This window comes from Variovorax sp. V213 (assembly GCF_041154455.1).
In the GTDB taxonomy this organism is placed as follows: domain Bacteria; phylum Pseudomonadota; class Gammaproteobacteria; order Burkholderiales; family Burkholderiaceae_C; genus Variovorax.
The window spans coordinates 4,412,705-4,436,822 of record NZ_AP028664.1 but is presented as its reverse complement, the minus strand read 5'-3'; the positions used below and the strand labels follow the sequence as shown (position 1 = coordinate 4,436,822).

The 24,118-nt window shown below is 65.3% G+C and carries 18 protein-coding genes; 8 read left to right on the top strand and 10 right to left on the bottom strand.

Annotated features, from left to right (window positions below):
- Positions 1-166: 166 nt before the first annotated feature.
- Positions 167-1,174, top strand: coding sequence for a glycosyltransferase family 2 protein (locus tag ACAM55_RS21050; protein WP_369653392.1), 1,008 nt, complete (start codon positions 167-169; stop codon positions 1,172-1,174).
- Positions 1,175-1,213: 39 nt separating this feature from the next.
- Positions 1,214-2,275, top strand: a complete 1,062-nt coding sequence (locus tag ACAM55_RS21045; protein WP_369653391.1) for a glycosyltransferase family 2 protein — start codon at positions 1,214-1,216, stop codon at positions 2,273-2,275.
- 27 nt (positions 2,276-2,302) lie between these two features.
- Here ACAM55_RS21045 and ACAM55_RS21040 read toward each other — a convergent pair whose 3' ends face one another.
- Together ACAM55_RS21040 and ACAM55_RS21035 are read right to left on the bottom strand one after the other, a co-directional pair.
- Positions 2,303-4,336 carry an acyltransferase family protein gene (locus ACAM55_RS21040; RefSeq protein WP_369653390.1) on the bottom strand — a complete coding sequence of 678 codons (2,034 nt, stop codon included), beginning with the start codon at positions 4,334-4,336 and terminating at the stop codon, positions 2,303-2,305.
- Between the two features lie 83 nt (positions 4,337-4,419).
- Complete coding sequence (locus tag ACAM55_RS21035; RefSeq protein ID WP_369653389.1) at positions 4,420-5,175, bottom strand: glycosyltransferase family 2 protein; 756 nt, start codon at positions 5,173-5,175, stop codon at positions 4,420-4,422.
- Between the two features lie 45 nt (positions 5,176-5,220).
- Here ACAM55_RS21035 and ACAM55_RS21030 point away from each other — a divergent pair, with 45 nt between their 5' ends.
- Both ACAM55_RS21030 and argB read left to right on the top strand, forming a co-directional pair.
- On the top strand, positions 5,221-6,318 hold the full coding sequence (locus ACAM55_RS21030) for a glycosyltransferase family 4 protein (RefSeq protein ID WP_369653388.1): 1,098 nt from the start codon (positions 5,221-5,223) through the stop codon (positions 6,316-6,318).
- 60 nt (positions 6,319-6,378) lie between these two features.
- The gene (argB, locus tag ACAM55_RS21025; protein WP_093021615.1) at positions 6,379-7,272 is read left to right on the top strand and encodes an acetylglutamate kinase; all 894 of its coding nucleotides are present in this window, start codon (positions 6,379-6,381) and stop codon (positions 7,270-7,272) included.
- Between the two features lie 27 nt (positions 7,273-7,299).
- On the opposite strand, the gene ACAM55_RS21020 is transcribed toward argB, so the two are convergent.
- From ACAM55_RS21020 to galE, 3 genes are all read right to left on the bottom strand, one after another.
- Entirely contained in the window at positions 7,300-11,892 is a 4,593-nt protein-coding gene (locus ACAM55_RS21020) for a class I SAM-dependent methyltransferase (protein WP_369653387.1), read from the bottom strand.
- Positions 11,778-13,577 carry a glycosyltransferase gene (locus ACAM55_RS21015; protein WP_369653386.1) on the bottom strand — a complete coding sequence of 600 codons (1,800 nt, stop codon included), beginning with the start codon at positions 13,575-13,577 and terminating at the stop codon, positions 11,778-11,780. The genes ACAM55_RS21020 and ACAM55_RS21015 overlap by 115 nt, the downstream gene beginning before the upstream one ends.
- 254 nt (positions 13,578-13,831) lie before the next feature.
- Entirely contained in the window at positions 13,832-14,869 is a 1,038-nt protein-coding gene (gene galE / locus ACAM55_RS21010; protein ID WP_369653385.1) for a UDP-glucose 4-epimerase GalE, read from the bottom strand.
- A gap of 122 nt (positions 14,870-14,991) precedes the next feature.
- Here galE and slmA point away from each other — a divergent pair, with 122 nt between their 5' ends.
- The 4 genes from slmA (at position 14,992) to ACAM55_RS20990 (ending at position 18,217) form a co-directional block, all read left to right on the top strand.
- Positions 14,992-15,645, top strand: coding sequence for a nucleoid occlusion factor SlmA (gene slmA / locus ACAM55_RS21005; protein WP_369653384.1), 654 nt, complete (start codon positions 14,992-14,994; stop codon positions 15,643-15,645).
- Between the two features lie 212 nt (positions 15,646-15,857).
- Entirely contained in the window at positions 15,858-16,460 is a 603-nt protein-coding gene (locus tag ACAM55_RS21000) for a DUF1326 domain-containing protein (RefSeq protein WP_369653383.1), read from the top strand.
- A gap of 61 nt (positions 16,461-16,521) precedes the next feature.
- Complete coding sequence (locus ACAM55_RS20995; protein ID WP_369653382.1) at positions 16,522-17,337, top strand: DUF2182 domain-containing protein; 816 nt, start codon at positions 16,522-16,524, stop codon at positions 17,335-17,337.
- Positions 17,330-18,217 (top strand): DMT family transporter, encoded by an 888-nt coding sequence (locus ACAM55_RS20990; protein WP_369653381.1) that lies wholly within the window; start codon positions 17,330-17,332, stop codon positions 18,215-18,217. The genes ACAM55_RS20995 and ACAM55_RS20990 overlap by 8 nt, the downstream gene beginning before the upstream one ends.
- 12 nt (positions 18,218-18,229) lie before the next feature.
- Here ACAM55_RS20990 and ACAM55_RS20985 read toward each other — a convergent pair whose 3' ends face one another.
- The 5 genes from ACAM55_RS20985 to ACAM55_RS20965 form a co-directional block, all read right to left on the bottom strand.
- The gene (locus ACAM55_RS20985; protein WP_369653380.1) at positions 18,230-19,288 is read right to left on the bottom strand and encodes a malate/lactate/ureidoglycolate dehydrogenase; all 1,059 of its coding nucleotides are present in this window, start codon (positions 19,286-19,288) and stop codon (positions 18,230-18,232) included.
- 146 nt (positions 19,289-19,434) lie between these two features.
- Complete coding sequence (locus tag ACAM55_RS20980; RefSeq protein WP_369653379.1) at positions 19,435-20,973, bottom strand: UxaA family hydrolase; 1,539 nt, start codon at positions 20,971-20,973, stop codon at positions 19,435-19,437.
- Positions 20,974-20,998: 25 nt separating this feature from the next.
- Complete coding sequence (locus ACAM55_RS20975) at positions 20,999-22,393, bottom strand: TRAP transporter large permease (protein ID WP_369653378.1); 1,395 nt, start codon at positions 22,391-22,393, stop codon at positions 20,999-21,001.
- 19 nt (positions 22,394-22,412) lie between these two features.
- Positions 22,413-22,970 (bottom strand): TRAP transporter small permease, encoded by a 558-nt coding sequence (locus ACAM55_RS20970; protein WP_369653377.1) that lies wholly within the window; start codon positions 22,968-22,970, stop codon positions 22,413-22,415.
- A 126-nt stretch (positions 22,971-23,096) separates the two neighbouring features.
- A complete protein-coding gene (locus ACAM55_RS20965; RefSeq protein ID WP_369653376.1) occupies positions 23,097-24,092 on the bottom strand; it encodes a sialic acid TRAP transporter substrate-binding protein SiaP in 996 nt (331 codons plus the stop codon).
- Positions 24,093-24,118: the final 26 nt, after the last annotated feature.

Sequence of the window (24,118 nt, the reverse complement as noted above, 5' to 3'; positions counted from 1 at the left end):
GGGATTTTGCGCCCCCGAGAGCACAGCTGAAAGGGGGCGCATTTCTTGTTCGTGTGTGAAGAAGGGGATAATTTTACCGGCCTCCAACTTGGAGGCCCCAGGAACTGTTGGAACCCGCCTCCCGTCGCCTCGCCGCATCCACAACCGCTCGCAGGGCGAGCAAGCCATGAGCAGCATCCCCCATTCCCCCGAAATCTCTGTCGCCCTCTGCACCCACAACGGCGCACATTTCCTGCGCGAGCAGGTGCGCAGCATCTGTCTCCAGACCCTGCCGCCCGTGGAGATCGTGCTGTCCGACGATGCGTCGACCGACGGTTCGGTGGATGTGGTGCGCGCCGCGGTCGCCGAGTGCGCCGCCGAGCGGCCGGCACGCCCCGTGGCCCTGCGCATCTTCGAGAACAGGCCCGCGCTGCGCGTGGTCAAGAATTTCGAGCAGGCAATCCGGGCCTGCACCAGCGAACTGATTGCGCTCAGTGACCAGGACGACATCTGGCTCCCCGAGCGTCTCGCACAGATGGTGCCGCTTTTCGGGCGCGACCCGAACCTTCTCCTTTTGCACACCGATGCTCGCCTCGTCGACGCCGACCGGCGTGATCTTGGCCACACGCTGTTTCATGCGCTCGAGGTCACTCCTTCGGAGATCGAGCGCATCCATGGCGGCAAGGCTTTCGACGTGTTTCTGCGACGCAACCTCGTGACCGGCGCGACCACGGTGTTTCGCCGCTCGCTGCTTGAACACGCATTGCCTTTGCCCATCGAATGGGTGCACGACGAGTGGCTGGGCATCATCGCCTCGGCCATCGGCCGGGTGGATCTGCTGGAGCAGCCGCTGATCGACTATCGCCAGCACCAGTCGAACCAGATCGGTGCTCGCCGGGACACCTTCGCGGGCAAGGTCCGCAAGGCGCTTGCCTCAAGGGGCAATACGCACGTCGAGCGAGCCTTCAAGGCCGAATTGCTTCTGGCTCGGCTGGAGCAATTGGGCGGCCGCGTCTCGCCGCAAACCCTTGAAAAGGTGCGCAGCAAGATCGAGCATCAACGGTTCCGCGCTGCCTTGCCCGCGTCCCGGTTGTCGCGCTGTCTGCCCATCCTGCGCGAAGCCATGACGGGCCGTTACGACAAGTTCGGCCGTGGCTTCCGGGGCGTGGTTCGCGACCTGTTCGAATCTGTATAGGCTTGCGCCAAGGCAAAATCGCGTCACTCCAGAAAAACAATGACCCCCACGAATCCCTCTCCTGTATCCATCGCCGGCGCCCCGGGCGCTTCGCCCAGCGTGGTGGTGATCATCCCGTTCTACAACGGTGCCGACTTCATCGAGCGCTCGGTTCGCAGCGTGTTCGAGCAGACGGTTCCCGCGAACGAAGTGATCGTGGTCAACGACGGCTCCCGGCCCGAGGAGCGCGCGGCACTCGGCGCGCTCGCGGCGCGCTATCCGTTCCGCATCGTCGACAAGGAAAACGGAGGGCAGGGCTCGGCGCGCAATGCCGGCGTCGCCGCGTCCACGTCGGATTACCTCTGCTTCCTGGACCAGGATGACTTCTACCTGCCCAACCACATCGAGACGCTGGTCAACGCCATTCCACCCGACGATTCGCTCTTTGGGTACGTCTACGCCGATCTGTTCGAAGCGGATGCCGATGGCAACGTGATCCGCACGGACGTCGTCAAGGACCATGCCAAGCACCCCAAGCGCAGCATCTTCGACCTGCTGCGCTACGACATGTTCGTGCTGCCTTCGGCCAGCCTGGTGAACCGCAAAGCCTTCGAGTCGGTGGGCGGTTTCGACCCCCAGTTCATGGGCTACGAGGACGACGACCTCTTCCTGCGCATCTTCCGCAAAGGCTACAGCAATCAATTCGTGGACAAGGCCGTCACGGTCTGGTGCATTCATACGGCCAGCACATCCTTCGGCATCCGGATGGTCCGCAGCCGCTTCAAATACTTCAAGAAGCTGCTGCAGATGTTTCCCGACGAGCACCAGCGCGGCCGCTACTATCTTCGCGACTACCTGATGCCGCGCTTCCACCCGTTCTTCGTGAACGAGGCCATCGAGGCAATCAAGACCGATTCCGAATACCGCGCCGAAATGAGCGCGGTACTTGCCGAATATGCGGGTGTCGTCTTCGCCAATCCCTATGTGGGCCGCAAGACAAAGCTGCGCCTGTGGATCACGCTCCGACTGCTGCAAAACAGCACGCCGGGGATGGTGCGCTTCGTAGGCACGATGACGCGGCTGCCGGTCATTCGCCGCTTGCGGCGTCTCTACAGGGGCTGATCCGGCGCCCGGGAAGCGCCTGGCCGACTATCGCGCGGCTTCGGCCGGCGGCTTCTGCGTGCTCATCGCCACGTCGATGTAGGTGGCGAACTTGCGCACGTACTCGGCGCGCAGGTGGCCCGAGTCCTTGTAGATCGGGGTGGCATCGGCATCCGCGCGGGTGCATTCGCTGTTCTTGCACAACGTCGGGATCGGGTCGATCACGATTGCGCCGCTACGCTTCGCGATCTGGCGCATGCGCTCGTGAAGTTCCTTCTGCGCCGGCGCCCAGGGCGCGGTCGGCGTCATGCGTCCTACGGTCATGTCGCCCAGACGGCCCCCCTTGATGAACTCTTCGGGTCCAAAGCCTTCGCCCACCGGGTTGTCCAGTACGAGGTAAACCTGCTTGTGCCTGGCAAGGTTCGTCATCACCGCCTCGAGCATGTTGAGCGCGAAATCCACGCCGCCGCCGCCCATGAAGCGCCGCTTGGTCTTGCCGTCGAAGTAGTAGTAGCGGTCCATCTCCGCATTCGCGGCATCGGGCTTGCCGGTTTCCGAGAAGTAGCAGTTCCAGCAGCCGCCGAACACCACCGCGTCGAACTTGTCGCTGATGGCCAGGCGCATGGCGCCGTCGCGGCGCTCGCCGCACAGGGCGTTCTTTTCGTCGACCACGTTGGGGACGGGCGGGCAGGCGCCCCAGGTTGCGAACGAGAGCGAATCGAGGGTGTCGGGTGCGATCTTGCTCAGTTCCACGGCGCGCGGACCGTATTGCTCGATGTGGCTGTCGCCGAAGAAGAGCACCCTGCGCTTGCCATGGCCGATCTGCTGGAGCACCTCGCCGTCGACCTTGATGGGGCTCAGTCCGTCGGGGTAGCCCCAGTCCTTGGCGGCCGCAGCCGTCTTGTTGAAGTAGGGGTCGCTATGGCGTCCCACGTAGTACCGTGTGGCCGCCAGGGTGCCCAGGACGACGAAGCCCACCATCACGGCCACCAGCACCGAGATCACGGTGTTGTTTTCGCTGCGGCGCGTGCTGCGTTCGACGAAACGGTAGGTCAGCCAGGCCAGCACGAAGGCGGCCAGCAGCATCAGCGCGCGCAGGCCGTTGGAGGGCACGTCGCCCTCGACGATGCGCGCGTAGACCAGCAGGGGCCAGTGCCACAGATAGAGCGGATAGCTGATCAGGCCGACCCACACCATCGGTTTCGAGGCGAGCACGTAGCGGTTGAGCACGCCCGACGGCCCGGCCGCGATGCAATAGAAGGCGCCCAAGGTCGGCAGGATGGCCCAGAACCCCGGAAAAGCCTTGCCGCCGCGGATGTAGGCGAGGCCCAGGCCGATCAGCACCAGTCCGGCGATCGATTGCGCATGGCGCCCCCAGCCCGGCCTGGGCGCTGGCCTGTGCAGCCGCATGTACGCCAGCATGCCACCGATCATCAGTTCCCAGAAGCGAGACAGCGGCGAATAGAACGCCGCCGTCCGGTGGCTGTGGATGGTCGAGACGTTGAGCAGGAATGACAGGGCCGCCACGGCCCCCACGACCGCGAGCACGCGCCACTTGCGCTTCCATGCCAGGCCCAGCAGCACGGGCCAGAAAATGTAGAACTGCTCCTCGATGGCCAGCGACCACAGGTGCAGCAGCGGCTTGGTCTCGGCCGCGTTGTCGAAGTAGCCGGCCTCGCTCCAGAAGGCGAAGTTCGAGACGAACCCTGCGCCCGCCGCCACGTGCTTGCCGAGTTGTTCCCATTCGTGCGGCAGCAGCGCATACCAGCCGAAGGCAAAGCTTGCCGCCAGCACCAGGACCAGCGCGGGAAAGATGCGCTTGACCCGCCGCGCGTAGAACTCGCGGTAGCTGAATCCGTCGCCCTCGAAGCTGCCCAGGATGATCGTCGTGATCAGGAAGCCCGAGATGACGAAGAAGATGTCGACCCCGATGAAGCCGCCCTTGATCCACTGCGGAAACGCGTGGTAGCCGAGCACCGAAAGCACCGCGACGGCGCGCAGGCCGTCGATGTCGGGTCGGTATTTGGGGTGAACCAGGTGGGCGTGTTCCTGCGGGGATGTCGGGCTGCTGGTTGTCGTCATCGTCGTCGTGTGGGAGGGGAAAGCGGCTCTGATGCGGGCTTCCCGGCCCCGGATTGTCTTCGCAAACGCAGGAGCGCCTTTTTTCAGGGCTGGCGGGGGCGGGCCCGCAGGTAGCGCCAGAACACCGTCGAGCTCCACACCTTCAGCAGGCTGGTCACGTGCCAGTACAGGTGCTTCTTGCTGCTGCGGCTGGCGCGCTGGGCCTCGTGGCGCGCGAGCAGGTCTTCCCCCACTTGCAGCTTCCAGCCTGCCAGCCGGGTCCGGGCGCAGATGTCGAAGTCTTCGCCGTACATGAAGAAACGTTCGTCGAAACCGCCGATCTGGCGGTAGGCGTCGCTGCGAAACAGCATGAACAGGCCCGGAATCCAGGCCGGCACTGCCGGGCGCGCATAGCCGGGCCTGCGCCGGGTGAGGATCTCGAGCGGCGTGATGATCGCGCGGTGCTGCTCGGGGGTGTGCTTGCCCGGCTCGAGAATGCGCGGCGTCAAGAGGCCGGCATCCGGCGCGGCCTGTGCGACCAGCGGGGCCAGCACGTCGCCGTCGAAGCGGATGTCCGGATTGAGCACCAGGAACCACGGCGTATCGCAGCGCTCGAATGCCTGGTTGTGGTTGGCCCCAAACCCCTTGGGGCTCGCGTTTTCGATGCGCTCGATGGCAAACCCCCATTCCAGGCCCGCCAGCAGGTCGGGTTCGGGGATGTTCAGCGTGAGCACCACCTTGGCGGTCGAGGCGCGGCTGAAGCGGTCGAGCTGCTCGAGCAGCGGCAGCACCAGCGCGAGCTGGCCGTGGCTGACGATCGAAACGGTGATCGGGGGTTGGGAGGGGGAGGGCGCTGGCATGGTCTAATTTCGCTCGGGAATTCTAGGGTTCCCCAACACCCACACATGATTGCTCTGATCGTCATCAGTTTTTTCGTCTCCGCCTTTGCGGTCCAGCTGTTCATGCGCCGCGCGCGCAGGCATGCGCGGCTCTACGGCACCGACATGCCTCAGCGCTTCCACAGGGGCCACGTGCCCCGGCTCGGCGGGGCGGGCATCCTGCTCGGCATGGGCGCGGCCTGGCTGGCCGCGGGCATCACCGGGACCGATCCGTTCAACGTCTCCTGGCCGGTCAAGACCTCGATGCTCACGTTGCTGTGCATTGCGCCGGCTGTGCTTGCGGGCATCGTCGAAGACGTCACGCAGAACGTCAGGGTGCGCTACCGGCTGGGGCTCACCATCGGCTCCGCCTTGCTCGTGTGCTGGGTGCTCGGGCTCAGCCTGTCGCGCACGGGCATCGAGACGGTCGACGGGTGGCTGGCCATGGTTCCGTATGGCGCCGTGCTGTTCGCCGCACTGGCCATCGGCGGCCTGCCGCATGCCTTCAACATCATCGACGGCTACAACGGGCTTGCCGGCACCGTGGCGGTGCTGGTCTGCCTGGCCATTTCGCACGTGGCCCTGCAGGTGGGCGATCGCCAGCTGGCGGCCATGATGGTGTGCCTGGTCGGCGCCACCGTCGGCTTCCTGATCTGGAACTATCCGCGCGGCAAGATCTTTGCCGGCGACGGAGGCGCCTACGTGTGGGGCATGGTCATTGCGGTGGCCTGCGTGACGCTGGTGCAGCGGCACCGCGTCGTCTCGCCATGGTTTCCGATGCTGCTGCTGATCTACCCGGTGTGGGAGACGCTGTTTTCCATCTATCGCAAGCTGGCGCGCGGGCAGTCGCCCGGCACGGCCGATGCGCTGCACTTTCACCAGTTGATCTTCCGCCGCATCGTGCGGGTGGCGTTTGCCGACGACGAGGCGAGGCAATTGCTTGCCCGCAACAACAGGACCTCGCCCTACCTGTGGATGTTCGCGGCTCTGTCGGTGGTGCCGGCCGTGCTGTTCTGGAACAACACCATCGTGCTCATGCTGTTCTGCCTGTTGTTCGTCACGACCTATGTGGGCGCGTACCTCATGATCGTGCGCTTCAAGGTGCCGCGCTGGCTGCGCCCCTGACGGCATCTTTCTTTGCGAGAATTTCTTCTCATCGTCCTTCGCTTTGGAGCCTGACCGCCCATGACCGACCCCGTCCTCAATATTCCCCCGCGCGACAAGGCCGAGATCCTGGCCCAGGCGCTGCCGTACATCCGCAAGTTCCACGGCAAGACCATCGTCATCAAGTATGGCGGCAACGCCATGACCGACCCGGCGCTGCAGGCCGACTTTGCGGAAGACGTGGTACTGCTCAAGCTGGTCGGCATGAACCCGGTGGTGGTGCACGGCGGCGGCCCGCAGATCGAGGCGGCGCTCAACCGGCTGGGCAAGAAGGGCAGCTTCATCCAGGGCATGCGCGTCACCGACGCCGAAACCATGGAAGTGGTCGAGTGGGTGCTGGCCGGCGAGGTGCAGCAGGACATCGTGGGCCTGATCAACCAGGCCGGCGGCAAGGCCGTGGGCCTGACCGGCCGCGACGGCGGCATGATCCGCGCACAGAAGCTCAAGATGGCGGACCGCACCGACCCCAACCTGCACCACGACGTGGGCCAGGTGGGCGACATCGTCTCCATCGACCCCAGCGTGGTCAAGGCGCTGCAGGACGACGCCTTCATTCCCGTTGTCAGCCCCATCGGATTCGGCGAGGAGAACGAGAGCTACAACATCAATGCCGACGTCGTAGCCGGCAAGCTGGCCACCGTGCTCAAGGCCGAGAAGCTCATGCTCCTGACCAACACGCCCGGCGTGCTCGACAAGGATGGCAAGCTGCTCACCAACCTGAGCGCGCGCGAGATCGACGACCTGTTCGCCGACGGCACCATCTCGGGCGGCATGCTGCCCAAGATCGAAGGCGCGCTCGATGCGGCCAAGAGCGGCGTGAACGCGGTGCACATCATCGACGGCCGCGTGCCGCACGCCATGCTGCTTGAAATCCTGACCGACCAGGCCTACGGCACGATGATTCGCGCGCGCTGAGGCCGCTTTCGGCTTGGGCGATCGGATCTAGCCGTTCACCCTGGCAACCGCCGGTTTCCGGCCCAGGAGTTCGAACCCCGCGGCGCCAATCTCCTGCACCGACTGGGGCAGCTTTTCGAAATCGGTCCAGAGCGGCGTGCTGCGCAGCGACGGATCGCGCCACAGGTCCACGAGTTCGCCCGTGGAGGAATCCCGGAAGCGCTCGGCAGCTTCGTCGGACACGTTGGCGCGCAGCGCCTGCTCGCATTCCGACGCAAGCCAGCTGACGGCGTGGTTGGGCGAGAAATTCTCCGACACCCGGACCCGCTCGGCTTCGAACTCCCGGAACCACTGCTCCAGCCCGTAGCGGGTGCAGTTGAAGAAGTGCCACGGCCTCTCGTGCAGCGGCTGCATGAAGGCGGTCCGAACCAGGATGCGGCCACCGGGCTTCAGTACCCGCAGGAGTTCCGCCGCCACCTTCTGCGGTTCGCGATAGTGTTCGAAGGCGTTCATGACGATCGCCGCGTCGAAGACCTCGTCGTCGAATGGCAGGACGTGGGCGTCCGCTACCACGTCGGTATGCCTGAACAGGCTGTATTCGACCTCGACCACGTTCTCGATCTTCTCCTGCGAACTTCCGCCGCTGAGATTCAGGACCCATCCCTTGGTGCTCCTTGCGAGCTTCAGGGCTTCGGGCGGCAACGCGTTGCTGACATGGTCGGCAGGCTTCACTTCGGGCTCGCCGAGGCCGTCGCAAAGAACGGGGCGGCCGTTCACGAGCGGCCAGGTCCTCCAGCCGTCCACGGTCACCAGGGCGTCCCTCCCCGCGTCGGCGGTCAGCTTGAGTCCGGTCTTGGGACAGCGAAGTATCGGCAGCAGCGTTTGAAGCCGCGATTTCATGGTGTCGTCCCCCAGATGCACCTGCAGGGCCGGCGGCTTGCGGGCAAGCCGCTCGTCGATCAGCGACACCCAGGGATGCTGGGCCTTGAAGTTCTCGATCAGGCGGCGATAGTTCTCTGGAACCGTCGTCTCGGCCTTGATCATCGAGCCCGCATGAACACGATAGTCGGCGAGCGTCTGCGGCTCCCGGAAGCCACGCTGGCCCTGCTCCGCGAGCCGGCACCAGAAATCGTAGTCCTCCCATCCGTGGCGAACGTGGTTGTAGCCACCGACGATTGCCCACGCTTCCTTCGAGACCAGCGCCATTGCGTCGATGTAATTGCCGGCCACGAGACGCTGCGGCTCGTAGCGATCTTCGCCGAGCATGGCGCTGGAGGCGCCAAAGTGCTGGATGGTCGGATAGACGAACGCCACGCCCTGGGCGCGAATGGCCCGGCGCAGTTCCTCGCAGCATTTCGGACGCAACCGGTTGTCTGCGTCCAGGGGCAGCACAAACGGACTGTCTGCCAGATTGAAAGCCGCGTTCCGCGTCAGGCCGAGGCCGCGGTTCGACTCATGTTGGGCGACCACAACGCGGTTGAAGCGCGTGGCGTGCTGCCGGGCCCATGCCAGCACCGTGTTCAGCGAACCGTCGGTCGAACAGTCGTCCACCACCACCAGGTCCAGCACCGCCAGCGTCTGCGTCCGGACGGATTCCAGCGCCTCGACGATGAACTGCTCGTAGTTGTAGAGCGGAATGACGACCGAGACTTCTGCAAGCTCGCCCGCATCGGCCCTGTGTTCGAACAGTACTTTCAGCGGCATCAGGCTGGGCCGGCGAACCGGCGCCGAGCGCACGCGGGCATCGAGCGCAAAGGCCCGCGCGGCCAGGGCGTCGCCTTGCAGCTGGTCGAGCACGAGGCCGAACTTTGCGGCGCGCTGCAGCGGCCCGTAGGAAGCCATGGCGCGCAGGAACGCGGCCGAGCCGATGCTGGCCCTGAGCGTCTGGTCCGAGGCAAGGGTCGAAAGGTAGTGGTACCAGTCGTCGGCGCTGGTGGCCAGAAAGCCCGAAACGCCGTGCTCGATCGCCCGCGTGAAGGGGCCGGTCGGCGAAGCGATGGTCGGAACGTCGACCAGAGCGGCTTCGAAGAATTTCAATTCGCTCTTGGCCTCGCAGAACGGATTGCCGAATTCCAGCGGCGCGATATTGATGTCGAAGCGCGCTATTTCGCGCGGCAATGTTTCCAAGGTCTGGAAAGGCCGCCACTCGATCCGGTGCTCCAGGCCGGCCATGACGGGGTATTCCTCCACGTCGACCAGGCGCATGCCGGAGTCGGTCTGAAAGAGCACCAGGCGGCACAGATCGTTTTCGCGGAGCAGGCGCGCAATCGCCTCGATGGCAAGCCCCAGGTCGCGCTGATGCGTCCGCGATCCGCCCGCATAGCCGATCCGCACCAGGTTGTCGGGCCGCGCGCTGCGCCATTGCACTGCGCTGCGCCTGGACAGTTCGAAAGTCTGGTCGTCGAAGCCGTTCAACAGCACATGGGTGGTCTTGCCCGCACAACGCATGTGGTAGGCCAGTTCCTGGGTGCTGGCAATGCACACGTCGGCCGCGAGCATGGCCCTGCGCACGCTCGCGAAAAGCTCGCGCACCGCCGCTTCCGGATGGGCGTTGGACCGGATGCCGTCGATCACCTTGGTGTCGGCCAGGTCCGGCTCGATCATCAGGTCGTCGACGTCGAACATGACCTTCTTGCCTTGCGAATGCATCAGTCCTATGGCTTTTTCGAGGGCGGGGCTCCACTGGGTGCGCCAGAGAATCATCACGTCGTGCCTTGACGTCAGCTGGAGCTGCGTTTCGAGCTGGTCCTGCCGGATCCACTCTGCCGGGACGCCATTCATGCGTGCCGCCTCCATGTAGCGCGCTACGCGATATTGATGGCCCGGTGTATCCGCCTCGCCGGAAACGTAGAAGATGGAGAAGACCCGGCTGGGCAAGGAAGGAAGAGGCGGGTCTGCCTGGTCGTCCCCGCCCAGTCCGGCGCGCCGGCCCTCTCGCGCTCCGACCAGCGTGTAGTGAAGCAGCGGATTGAAGCCCGCCGCATCCCCGTAGCGCGCCGCGTATTCGGTGCCGGAGAACCACGGACCGGGGTCGCGTCCTTCGGCCGCACCGTAGGCAACGTAGTGCTCTGCAGGGTCTACGCCCGAGGACGCCACGTCAGGGTAGGCACTCAGATACCAGTCCCGATCGAAGTAAGGTGAGAACCTGACGGTTTCGACCGCCGCGAGATTGACAGGCCGGCCGGAAAGGCGCTTGGCAAGCAGCCGGATACGCTTGCGCACCTTGGCCTTCACGCTCAAGGATGGATCGATCCGCAGGCGCGAGAAGCGCTTTGTCAGGGAATCGATCCGTTCACCCTTCAGATCGGCGAAGTCCTTCCAGGCGAGCGCAATCCGCTTCTGAAGATTCGTCTCTTCGCCTGCTTCCTTCAAGTCCTCTCGCGCCCTGTTCAGGTCGGTTGCCAATTGCGCCACGACATTGCGAAGCTCCGCCACGCGCCTGTTCGCCTGCTCGTGGGCGAAGCCCGTTGCACGGGCGGCGGCTTCGGCCTGGGCGGCCTTCGCTTGCGCATCGCTGGCTTGCTTGTCCAGGTCCTGCAACTGGGCTGCCTTGTGGGCCACCTCCTGGGACAAGGCGTCCACCTTGCCTTCGGCGCTGGCACGGGCCTCGGCCTCGGCGACGCGGGCTGCCGCTACTTGCGCAAGTTCTGCTTCCACGGGCGCGCGCAGCGCATTGGCCTCATGGATGCGCTGATGCAGCTCCGCCGAACCGAGCTGTTCGCGGGTAGCGACGAACCAGCGCGTCCCAAGATGCGAAAAGCGGGCCCTGGCTGCGTCCGCTCGTTCGGGTTCGAGGTTGCACAACGCCATGGCAGCGGCAGGTGCGCGATCACCAACTGCCAGCACGCCGAGTCCGTGGCCGTGCAGGAACTCGAAGGAGGGATAGTGCCGTGCCTGCTCCGCGAAAAACCGGAAGACACCGAAATTTCCGCTGCGCACATTGGTGTCGTGGAACAGCACCACGGCCTTGTCCGACAGCTTGGGAAGCCAGGTCTCGAAGTCGTGCTTGACTGCTTCGTAGGTATGGAAGCCGTCGATGTGCAGCAGATCGATCGAGCCGTCGGCGAAGTAAGGCAGAGCGTCGTCGAAGGTGGACTTGAGGAGCTCGGAGAATGCGCTGAAGTGCTTGTCGTGGAAGTCGCGAAGCTCGTGATAGACCTGCGCGTCGAAATGCCCGGCATGCTCGTCCCCGGCCCAGGTGTCCACCGCGTAGCAGCGCGTGGACGACTTGATTCGGGCGACGGCTTCGCAAAACGCCGCATATGACACGCCGTTGTGTGTGCCCAGTTCCACCAGCAAGCCTGGCTTGCATGCGGCCACGATCCAGAACGCGAACGGCGTGTGGGTCCACCAGGCGCTGGCCTTGCCGAGAAGATGCGGTGTCCAGAAGAGGGGGTCCAGCACCGGGTGCGTCAGCACGTCGAGCGACTTGTCGACCGTCGGAAGAATGATGGTGGGTTCTTTCATTGTGTGTTCCTGCCCGGACGCATCCGGGCCTCCGCTAGAGGGTCGATGAAACCGCGGCCTTAGCGCGCGAGCTGCCAGTGCTGTCCGGCGTTCTGGGCCAGGCGCGCGCCGGTGAACCAGTCCAGCAGGACATTCGGGTTGTGATAGGGGTCGTTTTCGAAGCGATCGATCCACTTGGCGCTGGTGTGGTCCTGCTCGCGCTGAGCGCGCTGCCGCTTCTCTTCGGACGCGTGGTCCTGTCCGCGTGAAGCGCTTTCAAGGTGCAGCAACGATGCAAATGGCGTGCAGATGTTGCGGTATCCCGCATCGTTCACCTTGAGGCACAAGTCGATATCGTTGTAGGCGACCGCCAGATGTTCGCCATCGAATCCTCCAACCTGCTCGAACACCGAGCGGCGAACGGCGAGGCAGGCCCCTGTGACCGCCAGGTAGCCCCGCGTGCCCGCAAGCCGCCCGTCCACTCCGGAGGCCGTGGCATCGTCCATGCGGCAAACATGCATTGCCAGCGGTCCGCGCTGCAGGATGACCCCGGCGTGCTGGATGGAGCCGTTGCCGTACAGGAGCTTTGCGCCGACACAGCCGATGTCCGGCCGCATGACTTCGCTGACCATTTCTCTCAGCCACCCGGCATCCAATACTTCGATGTCGTTGTTCAAGAAGAGGAGCACCGCTCCCGTCGAGGCTTGCGCGCCGACATTGTTGATGGCCGAGAAATTGAAAGGGCCGGGAACGCGGAGCACGCGAACGCGCGGGTCCGCGCGCAGTTCGGCGAACAAGGCCATGGTGGCCGGCTCGATGCTGTCGTTGTCGAGAATGATGACTTCGAAATCGGGATAGTCGGTTTGCTTGAGCAAGCCATTCAGGCAGGACCTGACCAGGTTCGCGCGATCCCGTGTCGGCACAAGAACACTCACCCTGGGAGCAGGGTTGGGCAAGGGCCGTCGAACGTGATTGACAAATTCAGCGACGGGCGATGGCAAGACATCGACTGCGGTCCCCGTCTGCTGGAAGGCTGCTTCTGCGGCAACCCGCCTGGCCGCCGCCGCATAGGTCTTGATCGCGTCCCTCGCGTCAGGTGCATTCATGACCGGCGGAACTCGCCGGTGATACAGCACCAGGGGAATATGGCGTATCTGGCTGCAGTGCAGCGGCATGGCCACTCTGCAATGCAGGTCGTAGCGTGCCGCCGGTTCGAACTCGGCGCCAAAGCCTCCCGCTTCCAGAACGGCTGAGCGCTTCATCACGCACAAACCATCCAGCAGGTCGAACCCCAGTTGGCCCTCCGGGTCCCACGCAGATTTGAAACGCGGCTTGCAGCGCGTGCCGTCTTCAGTGATCCAGTCCTCGTCCGCATAGACGATGACCGCCTCCGGCCATTTCGCCAGCGTGAGATGCACGGAAGAAGCAGCTGACGGAGCGAGCCTGTCACCTGCCAGGATCACTCCGAAGTAGGTTTCAGTCGAGTGCGCGAGTGCGATCTGCAGCAGCTCGGTGCGGCTTGCCGATGCACCGGATGCCACGAGGCGGACATTGACCGAATCCTTGACGAACAGGAGCGCCGTGTTGACCGATGCCGCACGCGAAGGCTGACACGTCACCACCACATCGAATCGACGGCACGACTGAGCGGAGAGCGATGCCAATGTGGTGCGCAACTCTTCATCATTGCCGTTGTCAGCGATTGCGAAGGTGATGCCGTGTTGGTAGGGGAAGTTCGCCAGTTCGAGACCCAGCGCCGCATCTTGTGCTTTGGAGCACGATGCGCCTTCTTCAGTCCAAGCCAGGTACGCGGCATCGGCGAAAGATGAAAACCGGCGCGCCGCAGCCCAATGGGTATATCGCGCTTGATCGATAGACAAGTCATTCTCCCAAGTCTTCAAGTGTGAGCGGTACCGAGGGTTCTCTGGCTGGCAGAAATCCCTTCGATTCAGAATACCGAGAGAAGCAGCTGTGAAAGAGCTGCCGGCAGTAACAGGCTGTTTGAGCCTTGGCTTATTCAATACGGAGGTATGCCTTCGTTACCAGCGTAATCAATTCGCTATACCGTCTGTTGAAGGACAAGGCGCCGTTTTGATCCCGGCGCTTGCCGCATGTCGCGGCATTGCCGCCAACGTCAGCGCTGGACGGATGCGGTGTCGTACCCGTTCGGATTGCCCTGCTGCCAACGCCAGCTGTCCGCGCACATCTGGTCGAGCCCGCGCTGCGCGCGCCAGCCCAAGGTTGCTTCTGCGAGCGACGGATCGCCCCAGTACGCAGGCACGTCGCCGGGCCGGCGCGGGCCGACCTCATAAGGAAGCGGCCGCCCGCTTGCGCGTTCGAAGGCATGCACCACTTCGAGCACGGAGGCGCCGCGGCCGGTGCCGAGGTTCAGCGTGACCAGGCCCACCTGGCTTTCTGCGTGCCGCAGCGCCGCCACGTGCCCTTCGGCCAGGTCCATCACATGCACGTAGTCGCGCACGCCGGTGCCGTCGGGCGTCGGATAGTCGTTGCCGTGGATGAGCAGCTTGTCGCGCTGCCCCACCGCCACCTGGCACACGAAGGGCATCAGGTTGTTCGGCTTGCCTTGCGGATGTTCGCCGATGCGTCCGCTCTCATGGGCGCCCACCGGGTTGAAATAGCGCAGCAGCGCAATGCGCCAGCCCGGCTCGGCGCGGTGCAGATCGATCAGCGCTTCTTCCACCATGCGCTTCGAACGCCCATAGGGATTGGCCGGCCTGCAGGGCGCGCCTTCCGGAATGGGCGATTGGTCGGGTTCGCCGTACACCGTGGCTGACGACGAAAAAATCAGCGTACGGACGCCTGCCTGTTGCATGGCCGAAGCGAGCACGAGGCTTCCATGCACGTTGTTGTCGTAGTACGTGAGCGGGTCGGCCACCGAGTCGCCGACGGCCTTGAGGCCCGCGAAGTGGATCACGGCCGAGAAGCGTTCGCTGGCCAGCACGCGGTCGAGCAGCGCCCTGTCGCGTACGTCGCCCTCGATCAGCCGCGGTGCGCTACCCGTGATCTGGCGCAACCGCTCCAGCACGCGGACGTCGCTGTTGCCAAGATTGTCGAGAATGACCGGCGTGTATCCGGCGGCGGCCAGCGCCACGCAGGTGTGGCTGCCGATGAAGCCTGCCCCGCCAGTCACCAGAACGCTGCTTTGGGCCATGTGATCTCTTTTCTGTTTGCTGGACCCGATTCTGTACGAGCTTTCCGGGGGCTGGTTGGCACGCGCTCACTGCGAGCGGCCCTGTGCGAGAATCAATTGATTACATCTTTGCACGCGCTCCCATGCAGAACGAAGAGACAAGCCATCCCGGCGTAGAAACCCAGACAGAGACGCTGACCCCTGCAGCTCCGGTGCGAAAGCGACCCAAGCCCGGGGAGCGGCGCGTGCAGATACTGCAGGCGCTGGCGGCCATGCTCGAGCAGCCTGGCGCCGAGCGGGTGACGACCGCGGCACTGGCTGCGCGGCTGGATGTGAGCGAGGCCGCGCTCTATCGCCACTTCGCGAGCAAGGCCCAGATGTTCGAGGGCCTGATCGATTTCATCGAGCAAAGCGTCTTCACCCTGGTGAACCAGATCCTCGAGCGCGAGGGCGCAACGGGTGCCCAGCAGGCCGCAAGAATCCTGACGCTGCTGGTGCAGTTTGCCGAGCGCAACCCCGGCATGACGCGCGTCATGGTCGGCGATGCGCTGGTGTTCGAGAACGAGCGGCTGCAGCAGCGCATGAACCAGTTCTTCGACAAGATCGAAGCCACCTTGCGCCAGGTGCTGCGCGGCGCCGCCACGGCGGATGGCTCGACCACGCCCACGGTGGACGCGCAGGTGCGCGCCGCCGCGCTCACGGCCTTCGTGGTCGGCCAGCTGCAGCGATTCACGCGCTCCGGCTTCCGGCGCGCGCCTTCGGAGCATCTCGAAGCCACGATCGCGCTGATCGTCTAGGCAAGGCGCATCCAGGGGCGCTGCCCTGGCGATCGGCTTCGCCCGACGCCAGCCGCAGCTGAGCCGGCAGCCCGAAGAGGGTACCCAGGGGATGGCGCGGGTCCGGGCGCCGCACTCGACTTGCCTCGTTGCGAGGCGTACGATCAGCGCCCCCTTGCCGCTGAATCGCGGCGACAAGTCCGTGTTCGTGTGGCTTCTGAACGGAGGTTCGTATGAGCTATCACCTGGAAGGTCGCCTGCTCGAGGTATGCAACTGCAACGTCCTGTGCCCTTGCTGGATCGGCGAAGACCCCGACAACGGCACCTGCGACACCATCGTCGCGTGGCGCATCGACAAGGGAACCATCGACGGCGTCGATGTCGGCGGCAACACCATCGCGGCCGTGGCGCATGTGCCCGGAAACATCCTCGAAGGCAACTGGACGGCGGCGATCTTCGTCGACGAAAACGCCTCGAAAGCGCAGGAAGAGGCGCTGCTCAAGGTCTACACCGGGAAGGCCGGCGGGCCGATCGCCGATCTGGCCGCACTCATCGGCCAGGTGGTGTCGGTCGAGCGGGCGCCCATTCGCTTCACCGTGAACGAAGGTAAGGGCGAGCTGGAGATCGGCAAGGATTACTACGCCGAACTCGAACCCTACCGCGGCGCGACCGGCGGCCAGACCACGCTTTCGGACACCGTGTTCTCGACGGTTCCGGGCGCGCCGGTGTTCGTCGGCAAGGCTCCGACCTACCGCTCGAAGAACGCCGCCCTCGGCATCGATCTCGACATCAAGAACCACAACGCCCTGCAGAGCACCTTCGTCTTCGACGCATGAGCGCCGCGCCGGGCCGACCCAGGCAAGCTCGCACCGCAGTGCGAAGCACGAAGGTTAGCCAATGAACCCGACGGCCGGCTCGCCGCCGCGCAACGTCACCCGTCATCGCCGCGTGTTCCTGCCGGTTCTCGCCGCACTGGTCACGCTTGCGTGGATGGCGTTGTGGGCCTGGGCGCGCAGCCCTTACGGGCGCTATCTCGAACACGGCGACTGGACCGCCTCGGGGCCGGCCGCGTTCCTGTGCCAGGCCATTCCCGCCGGCGGCGTGATCGTGCCCGCGGTGCTCTACGCCGCGGCATGGATCCTCATGACGGCGGCCATGATGCTGCCGACCACGCTGCCGCTGTTCAACGCCTTCGACCGATTGACCGCGGGGCGCCCGGACCATGCGCGCCTGCTCATGCTGCTGGGACTCGGCTACATGGCCGTGTGGGGTGCCTTCGGGCTGCTGGCGCACGGGCTCCACAGTGCGGTGCTGGCCCTGCTCGCCAGCGCGCCCACGCTGGCCTGGCACGGCTGGGTGATCGGTGCCGCGACCATTGCGTTGGCCGGAGCCTTCCAGTTCAGCCGCCTCAAGCACCGGTGCCTGGAGAAGTGCCGCACGCCCTTGAGCTTCGTCATCGAGCACTGGCGGGGCCAGGCGCAAGCCCGCCAAGCGTTCGCGCTGGGCACGCACCACGGCCTGTTCTGCGTCGGCTGCTGCTGGGCGCTGATGCTGCTGATGTTCGCGCTCGGCACCGGCAGTCTCGGCTGGATGCTTCTGCTGGCCGCCGTCATGGCGCTGGAAAAGAACGTTCCCTGGGGCCATCGCCTGAGCGCGCCGCTCGGGTTCGCGCTGCTGGGCTGGGCCGTCTTCATGGTGGCGACGCATGTCTGAAGCCGTGTCCGAGGCGCGCGGCGCCCCGTCCCTCCTGCAGACCATCGTCCTCACCGCGGCGGCCATGATCGCGTTCGCGGCCAATTCGCTGTTGTGCAGGCTGGCGCTGCAGCATCAGGGCATCGATCCGGCCAGCTTCGGCAGCATCCGGCTGGTTTCGGGTGCGCTCACGCTGGCCCTTGTCGTGCGGCTCAGGGCGCGGCCGCCTTCGCCCGCCCGTGTCGATTGGCTCGCCGCCGCCATGCTGTTCGCCTACGTCGCGTTTTTTTCGTTCGCCTACCTCAGCCTGCCGGCGGGAACGGGCGCGCTGATCCTGTTCGGCGCGGTTCAGCTCACGATGCTCGGCGCGGGCCTGGGCTCCGGGGAGCGCTTCGGGCCGGTTGCATGGCTGGGCTTCGTGCTGGCCGCGGGCGGGCTCGTCTACCTGGTGTTGCCGGGCGTCGCGGCGCCGCCGCTCCTGGGTGCCGCGCTGATGGCCATCGCCGGCGTGGCGTGGGGCGTGTATTCGCTCCGCGGCCGCGGCGTGGCAGACCCGCTGGCCGCCACGGCGCGCAACTTCTTGCGGGCCGTGCCGCTGGCCCTGGCGCTGAGTCTGGTTTTCGTCGCCCGCGCCCATGTGGATGCAACCGGCATCGCACTGGCCGTGGCTTCCGGCGCATTGACCTCGGGCCTCGGTTATGTCGTCTGGTACGCGGCGCTGGCCCGTCTTTCGGCCATGCAGGCGGCCACCGTGCAGCTGTCGGTGCCGCTCCTGGCGGCAATCGGCGGCGTGCTGCTGCTGTCGGAAGCAATCACGCCGCGGCTGGCGGCTGCCTCGGTGGCCATCCTGGGCGGCATTGCGATCGTGCTGAGCCAGAAGTCGCGCAAAGCACGCCGTTAGCGGCACAGGCCTTTACGCGATCGCCACGCCCATCTTCGAACCGGCCGCGACGATTTCTCCCCAGGTCGCATCGTCGAGCCAGATGCCCTCGCGCTCGCGCGCCACGCGCGCCGCGCGCTCCGGCTCGCCGGCAATCTGCACCTGGTCGAAGCCGGCACCCGGCGGGCTCTGGCGCAGCCAGTCGACGAAGGCCGTCGCTTCCTGCTCGAAGCTGGCCTGGGTTCCCAGCTTGGCGGGGTCGATCAGGATCGTCAGCATGCCGTTGAGCACCGTGCGGGCGGTGTCGGCCGGGCGATGCCAGGTACCTCCACCGCTGAGCGCGCCGCCAAGCAGCTCGCACGCCATCGCCATGCCGTAGCCCTTGTGCTCGCCGAAGGTCATGAGTGCGCCGAAGAGGCCATTGGATTGCGGCACCACCACGACGCCGGGGTCGTTGGTGGGCGCGCCGCGCTCGTCGATCAGGTAGCCGTCCGGCACCTGTTCGCCCTTGTTGTGGGCGACGCGCATCTTGCCCTGTGCCACGCGGCTGGTCGCAAAGTCGAGCAGGAAAGGCTCGGCCCCCGCCAGCGGAATGCCGATGCAGCACGGGTTGGTGCCGAAGCGCCCGTCGCCGCCGCCCCACGGCGCCACCACGGGCCGCGAGAGCACGTTGACGAAGTGCATCGAGACCAGGCCCTCGGCCGTCGCCATTTCGGCGAAATGCCCGATGCGACCCAGATGGTGCGCATTCGCGAGCGTGAAGATGCAGCTGCCGTGCTGCTTTGCACGCGCGATGCCGAGCTCCATCGCCTGCACGCCGACGATCTGGCCGTAGCCATGCTGGCCATCGAGTGCGAGCATCGTGCCGATGTCGGCGTTGACCTTGACCGCGGCATTCGGCGTGAGTCCGCCTTCGGCCACCGCATCGACATAGCGCGGCAGCATGCCCACGCCGTGCGAATCATGGCCGCTCAGGTTGGCCAGCACCAGATTGCCGGCGACCTGCGCGGCTTCGGCCGGCGTGCTGCCGGCGGCCGTCAGGATTTGGGCGCATTGCGATCGCAACGTAGCGGCGGGAAGGGTCTTGGGCATCAGTTGACTCCATGGGTTTGATCAAGGGCCGCGCAGCAGGCCCGTTCGTGAAACACCGCGGAACCGGCTTTGCCGGGCCGCTGGTGTTGCCCCCGGTAGGGGGAGGGAGAAGCGGCACGAAGTGCGCGCAGCCTGGGGGCGAGCTACTACATCACGGCGCCGACTTGCCACGGCACGAATTCGTTCTGGCCGTAGCCATGCTTCTCGCTCTTCGAGGGCTCGCCGGACGCCGTGGCGAGCACCAGTTCAAAGATGCGCTGGCCCATCTCCTGGATCGAGCTGGTGCCGTCCACGATCTCGCCGCAGTTGATGTCCATGTCCTCTTCCTGCCGCTGCCACAGCGCCGAGTTGGTCGCGAGCTTGAGCGAAGGAGAGGGCGCGCAGCCATAGGCGGAGCCGCGCCCGGTCGTGAAGCAGATGACGTTCGCGCCGCCCGCCACCTGCCCGGTCGCGCTCACGGGGTCGTAGCCCGGCGTGTCCATGTAGACGAAGCCGTGCGCGGTCACCGGCTCGGCGTATTCGTACACCGCCTCGAGGTTGCTGGTTCCGCCCTTGGCCACGGCGCCGAGCGATTTTTCGAGGATGGTCGTGAGGCCGCCCGCCTTGTTGCCCGGCGAGGGGTTGTTGTTCATCTCGCCTTCGTTGATCGCTGTGTAGTGCTCCCACCACTTGATGCGGTCCACCAGTTTCTGGCCGACCTCGCGCCGGACGGCCCGGCGCGTCAGCAGATGCTCGGCGCCATAGACCTCGGGCGTTTCGCTGAGGATGGCCGTGCCGCCATGCGCCACCAGCAGGTCGACCGCCGCGCCCAGCGCCGGATTGGCGCTGATGCCGGAGTACCCGTCCGAGCCGCCGCACTGCAGCCCGATCGTGATGTGCGCCGCGCTGCACGGCTCGCGCTTCACCGCATTGGCGCGCGGCAGCATCTCGTTGATCAGCGCGATGCCTTTCTCCACCGTCTTGCGCGTGCCGCCGGTGTCCTGGATGTTGAAGGTGCGGAAGTTCTCGCCCTCGGCCAGGTGGCCGGTTGCGAGCCAGGCATTGATCTGGTTCGCCTCGCAGCCCAGGCCCACCACCAGCACGCCCGCGAAGTTCGGGTGCGTGGCGTAGCCCGTGAGCGTGCGCTCCAGGATCTGCATGCCCATGCCCTGCGTGTCCATGCCGCAGCCCGTGCCGTGGGTGAGCGCCACGATGCCGTCGACGTTCGGGTAGGCCGCCAGTGCCGATGGATTGGTCTTGCGCGAGAAATGGTCGGCAATGGCGCGCGCCGCGGTGGCCGAGCAATTCACGCTGGTGAGCACGCCGATGTAGTTGCGCGTCGCCACGCGGCCGTCGGCGCGCCTGATGCCCATGAACGTGGCCTCGCGCTTCGCGGGCGCCGGCTTCACGTCGGCGCCGAACGCGTAGTCGCGCACAAAACCTTCCGTGACGGCGCCCTTGTCCGGGCCCATGTCGAGGTTGTGCGTGTGCACGTGCTCGCCGGCCGCGATGGCCTTGCTCGCAAAGCCGATGATCTGGTTGTAGCGGCGCACCGGTTCGCCGGCGGCAATGTCATGCGTCGCCACCTTGTGCCCGGCGGGAATCAGGCCGCGCACGGCGAAGTCTTCGACCTTGGCGCCGCCGACCAGCTGGCTGCGCGCGATCACGACATCGTCGGCCGGATGCAGGCGAATGAAGGGATTCATCGTGGAACTCGTGTTGTGTTGGGGATTAGAAGAACATTCTGGGCAACCAGAGTACCAATGACGGTACGTAGGTGATCACGACCAATGCCAGCAGCAGCGGAATCAGCCACGGCAGGATCGCCATCGTCGTGCGCTCGAAGCTCAGGCCCGCCACGCGCGCCAGCACGAACAGCACCATGCCCATCGGCGGATGCAGCAGCCCGATCATGAGGTTCAGCACCATCACCAGGCCGAAGTGGATCGGGTTCACGCCCAGCTGGGTTGCAATCGGCAGCAGGATCGGAACCAGGATGGTGATGGCGGCCGTGGGCTCCAGGAAGCAGCCCACGAACAGCATCAGCAGGTTGGCCAGCAGCAGGAACACCCAGGCTTCCTTGGTGAAGCCCAGCACCCAGCTCGCAATGTCGGTGGTCACGCCGGTGGCGGTGAGCATCCAGCCGAAGATGGACGCGGCGGCCACGATGAAAAGCACGGTGGACGTGGTCTCGATGGTGTCGAGGCAGACCTTGACGAACATCTTCCACGACAGCGTCTTGTACCAGCCGAAGCCGAGAATCATGGCCCACACGCACGCGGCAATGGCGCCCTCGGTGGGCGTGAACAGGCCGGTGCTCATGCCGCCGATCAGCAGCACCGGCGTCATGATGGGCAGCAGCGCTTCGAACTTGAAGATCTTGTCGAGCACGAACAGCGACGCCAGGCCCGCAAACACGGTGAGCTGCGGCGGCGTGCCCAGCTTGGCCACCAGGAGCCACAGCAGGAGCGGCCAGGCGATCACCACGGCCAGCTCGCACATGGCCTTGAAGAAGCGCGTGCTCGAAAACTTGACGTCGCCGCCCCAGCCGTTGCGATGGGCGAAGTAGGCCACCGTCAGCATCATCAGGATGGCCAGCAGCGCGCCGGGCAGGACCCCCGCAAGGAACAGCGCCCCCACCGACACGTTGGCCATCATCCCGTAGATCACGAACGGCAAACTGGGCGGAATGATCGGGCCCAGCGTGGCCGAGGCGGCCGTCACGCCGACCGCGAACTCGGTCGAATAGCCGTGCTCCTTCATGGCCTTGATCTCGATCGTGCCCAGGCCCGCGGCATCGGCAATGGCCGTGCCGCTCATGCCCGCGAAGATCACCGAGCCGAGCACGTTCACATGCCCCAGCCCGCCCTTGAGCCAACCGACCAGCGCCAGCGCGAAGTTGTAGATGCGGGTGGTGATGCCCGCGTTGTTCATCAGGTTGCCCGCAAGGATGAAGAAGGGCACCGCCAGCAAAGGGAAGCTGTCGATCCCGCTCACCATGCGGTGGATGACCACGAACGGCGGCAGGCTGCCGCTCGCCAGGATGTAGGCCAGCGAGGCGCCGGCCATGGCCACGGCCACCGGAATGCCGCCCGCCATGAAGACCAGGAAGAATATTTTCAGCATGCGGATGTTCTCGGGGGGCTCAGCGGTCGGCGAGGGTGGATTCGGGGCGTTCGAGCACGCTGTAGTTGCGCTTCCAGTGAGTGCGCGCCACCTGGATCGAGCGCCAGGTCATTGCCACGAAGCCCAGAAGGCACAGGCCGTAGACGATGTTCATCGGTGCGTCGACGATGGTCATGCGCGTGGTGTTGCCGATCTTCAGCATCATCTGCACGGTCATGACCACGGCGGCGGCGAAGAAGGCGGTGCGCAGCACGTCGACCGCACGCGACATCCATCGGCCCATGGCCGCCGGCATGTGGCGATAGAAGAAATCGACCTGGATCTGGTTGTTCTTCGCCACGCCGATGGCCGCGCCGATGAAGACCACGGCAATCAGCATGTAGCGCGCAACCTCCTCGGTCCACGCGGCCGAGTCGTTCATCACGTAGCGCGTGACGAACTGGTAGAACACCGTGAGCCCGAGCATCCAGAAGATCGCGAGCGCGATCCAGCCTTCGGCGATGGTCGGCGAAAGGTCGACCACCTCGTCTTCCGCGTGGAAGTGACCTTCGTCGTCAATGATTTTTTGTTCGGTCATGCCAAGTCTCGTGAAAGGGTGCGGGCCCATTCCAGGAACACCGCGGAACCGGCTTTGCCGGGCCGCTGGTGTTGCCCCCTGCAAGGGGGTGGGCGAAGCGACACGAAGTGCGCGCAGACTGGGGGTTTACTTGATGCTCACGATGCGGTCGTAATCCTGCTGGCGGTAGCCGTGATCCGTCGGCTTGGTGTTCTTCAGCACCGCTTCGCGGAACGCGGCCTTGTCCACCGTGATCACGTTGTTGCCCTTCTTCTTGAATTCTTCGGTCAGGCGGGCCTCCGAGGCGATGATGTCGCGGCCGGTCTTTTCGGCGGCTTCCTGCATCACCTCGGTGAAGATCTTCTTCTCGTCGGCCGACAGCTTGCCCCACAGCTGGCCGGAGGTCACCGTCAGCAGCGAGTCGATGATGTGGCCCGTGAGCGAGATGTTCTTCTGCACCTCGAAGAACTTCTTGGCCTCGATGGTGGGCAGCGGGTTTTCTTGCGCATCGACCGTGTTGTTCTGCAGCGCAAGGTAGACCTCGGCGAACGCGATGGGCGTGGCGTTGGCGCCCAGCGCCTTGGGAAAGGCCAGGTAAGCGGGTGCGTCGGGCACGCGGATCTTCAAGCCCTTCATGTCTTCGGGCTTGGTCACCGGCTTGGCGGCGCTCGACGTGACATGGCGCGCACCGTAGTAGTTGAGCGCCGTGATGTGGTTGCCGCTCTTCTCGTCGTAGCCCTTGGCAAGCTCCTGGAACACGTCGCTCCTGGCGTACTTCAGCAGGTGCTCCGAGTCGCGGAAGATGAACGGAAAGTAGGTCACGGCCAGCGGCTTGTAGGTGTTGCCCGCGAAGCTGGCGCCGGTCAGGACGATGTCGACCGTGCCGAGCGTGAGGCCCTGGTTGATGTCCGACTCCTTGCCGAGGCTCGATGCCGGGAACACCTGGATGTCGTACCTGCCATTGGTGCGCTTCTTGATCTCTTCCGCGGCCCACACCGAGTACTTGTGGAACGGCTCCGAGGTTTCGTACACATGCGCCCACTTGAGCTTGGTCTGCGCGCCGGCGATGCCCGTGGCGCCCAGCGCCGTTGCGGCCAGCGCGCAGGCGGCAATGGCCTTGAGGGTGTTGCGTTTGCTGTTCATCGATTTGTCTCCGTTGTATTGATTTG

What these genes read in the sequence shown, in the direction of transcription:
- ACAM55_RS21050 (WP_369653392.1), top strand. Translation starts at nt 167, where the DNA reads ATGAGCAGCATCCCCCATTCCCCCGAAATCTCTGTCGCCCTCTGCACC.
- ACAM55_RS21045 (WP_369653391.1), top strand. Translation starts at nt 1,214, where the DNA reads ATGACCCCCACGAATCCCTCTCCTGTATCCATCGCCGGCGCCCCGGGC.
- ACAM55_RS21040 (WP_369653390.1), bottom strand. Translation starts at nt 4,336, where the DNA reads ATGACGACAACCAGCAGCCCGACATCCCCGCAGGAACACGCCCACCTG.
- ACAM55_RS21035 (WP_369653389.1), bottom strand. Translation starts at nt 5,175, where the DNA reads ATGCCAGCGCCCTCCCCCTCCCAACCCCCGATCACCGTTTCGATCGTC.
- ACAM55_RS21030 (WP_369653388.1), top strand. Translation starts at nt 5,221, where the DNA reads ATGATTGCTCTGATCGTCATCAGTTTTTTCGTCTCCGCCTTTGCGGTC.
- argB (WP_093021615.1), top strand. Translation starts at nt 6,379, where the DNA reads ATGACCGACCCCGTCCTCAATATTCCCCCGCGCGACAAGGCCGAGATC.
- galE (WP_369653385.1), bottom strand. Translation starts at nt 14,869, where the DNA reads ATGGCCCAAAGCAGCGTTCTGGTGACTGGCGGGGCAGGCTTCATCGGC.
- slmA (WP_369653384.1), top strand. Translation starts at nt 14,992, where the DNA reads ATGCAGAACGAAGAGACAAGCCATCCCGGCGTAGAAACCCAGACAGAG.
- ACAM55_RS21000 (WP_369653383.1), top strand. Translation starts at nt 15,858, where the DNA reads ATGAGCTATCACCTGGAAGGTCGCCTGCTCGAGGTATGCAACTGCAAC.
- ACAM55_RS20995 (WP_369653382.1), top strand. Translation starts at nt 16,522, where the DNA reads ATGAACCCGACGGCCGGCTCGCCGCCGCGCAACGTCACCCGTCATCGC.
- ACAM55_RS20990 (WP_369653381.1), top strand. Translation starts at nt 17,330, where the DNA reads ATGTCTGAAGCCGTGTCCGAGGCGCGCGGCGCCCCGTCCCTCCTGCAG.
- ACAM55_RS20985 (WP_369653380.1), bottom strand. Translation starts at nt 19,288, where the DNA reads ATGCCCAAGACCCTTCCCGCCGCTACGTTGCGATCGCAATGCGCCCAA.
- ACAM55_RS20980 (WP_369653379.1), bottom strand. Translation starts at nt 20,973, where the DNA reads ATGAATCCCTTCATTCGCCTGCATCCGGCCGACGATGTCGTGATCGCG.
- ACAM55_RS20975 (WP_369653378.1), bottom strand. Translation starts at nt 22,393, where the DNA reads ATGCTGAAAATATTCTTCCTGGTCTTCATGGCGGGCGGCATTCCGGTG.
- ACAM55_RS20970 (WP_369653377.1), bottom strand. Translation starts at nt 22,970, where the DNA reads ATGACCGAACAAAAAATCATTGACGACGAAGGTCACTTCCACGCGGAA.
- ACAM55_RS20965 (WP_369653376.1), bottom strand. Translation starts at nt 24,092, where the DNA reads ATGAACAGCAAACGCAACACCCTCAAGGCCATTGCCGCCTGCGCGCTG.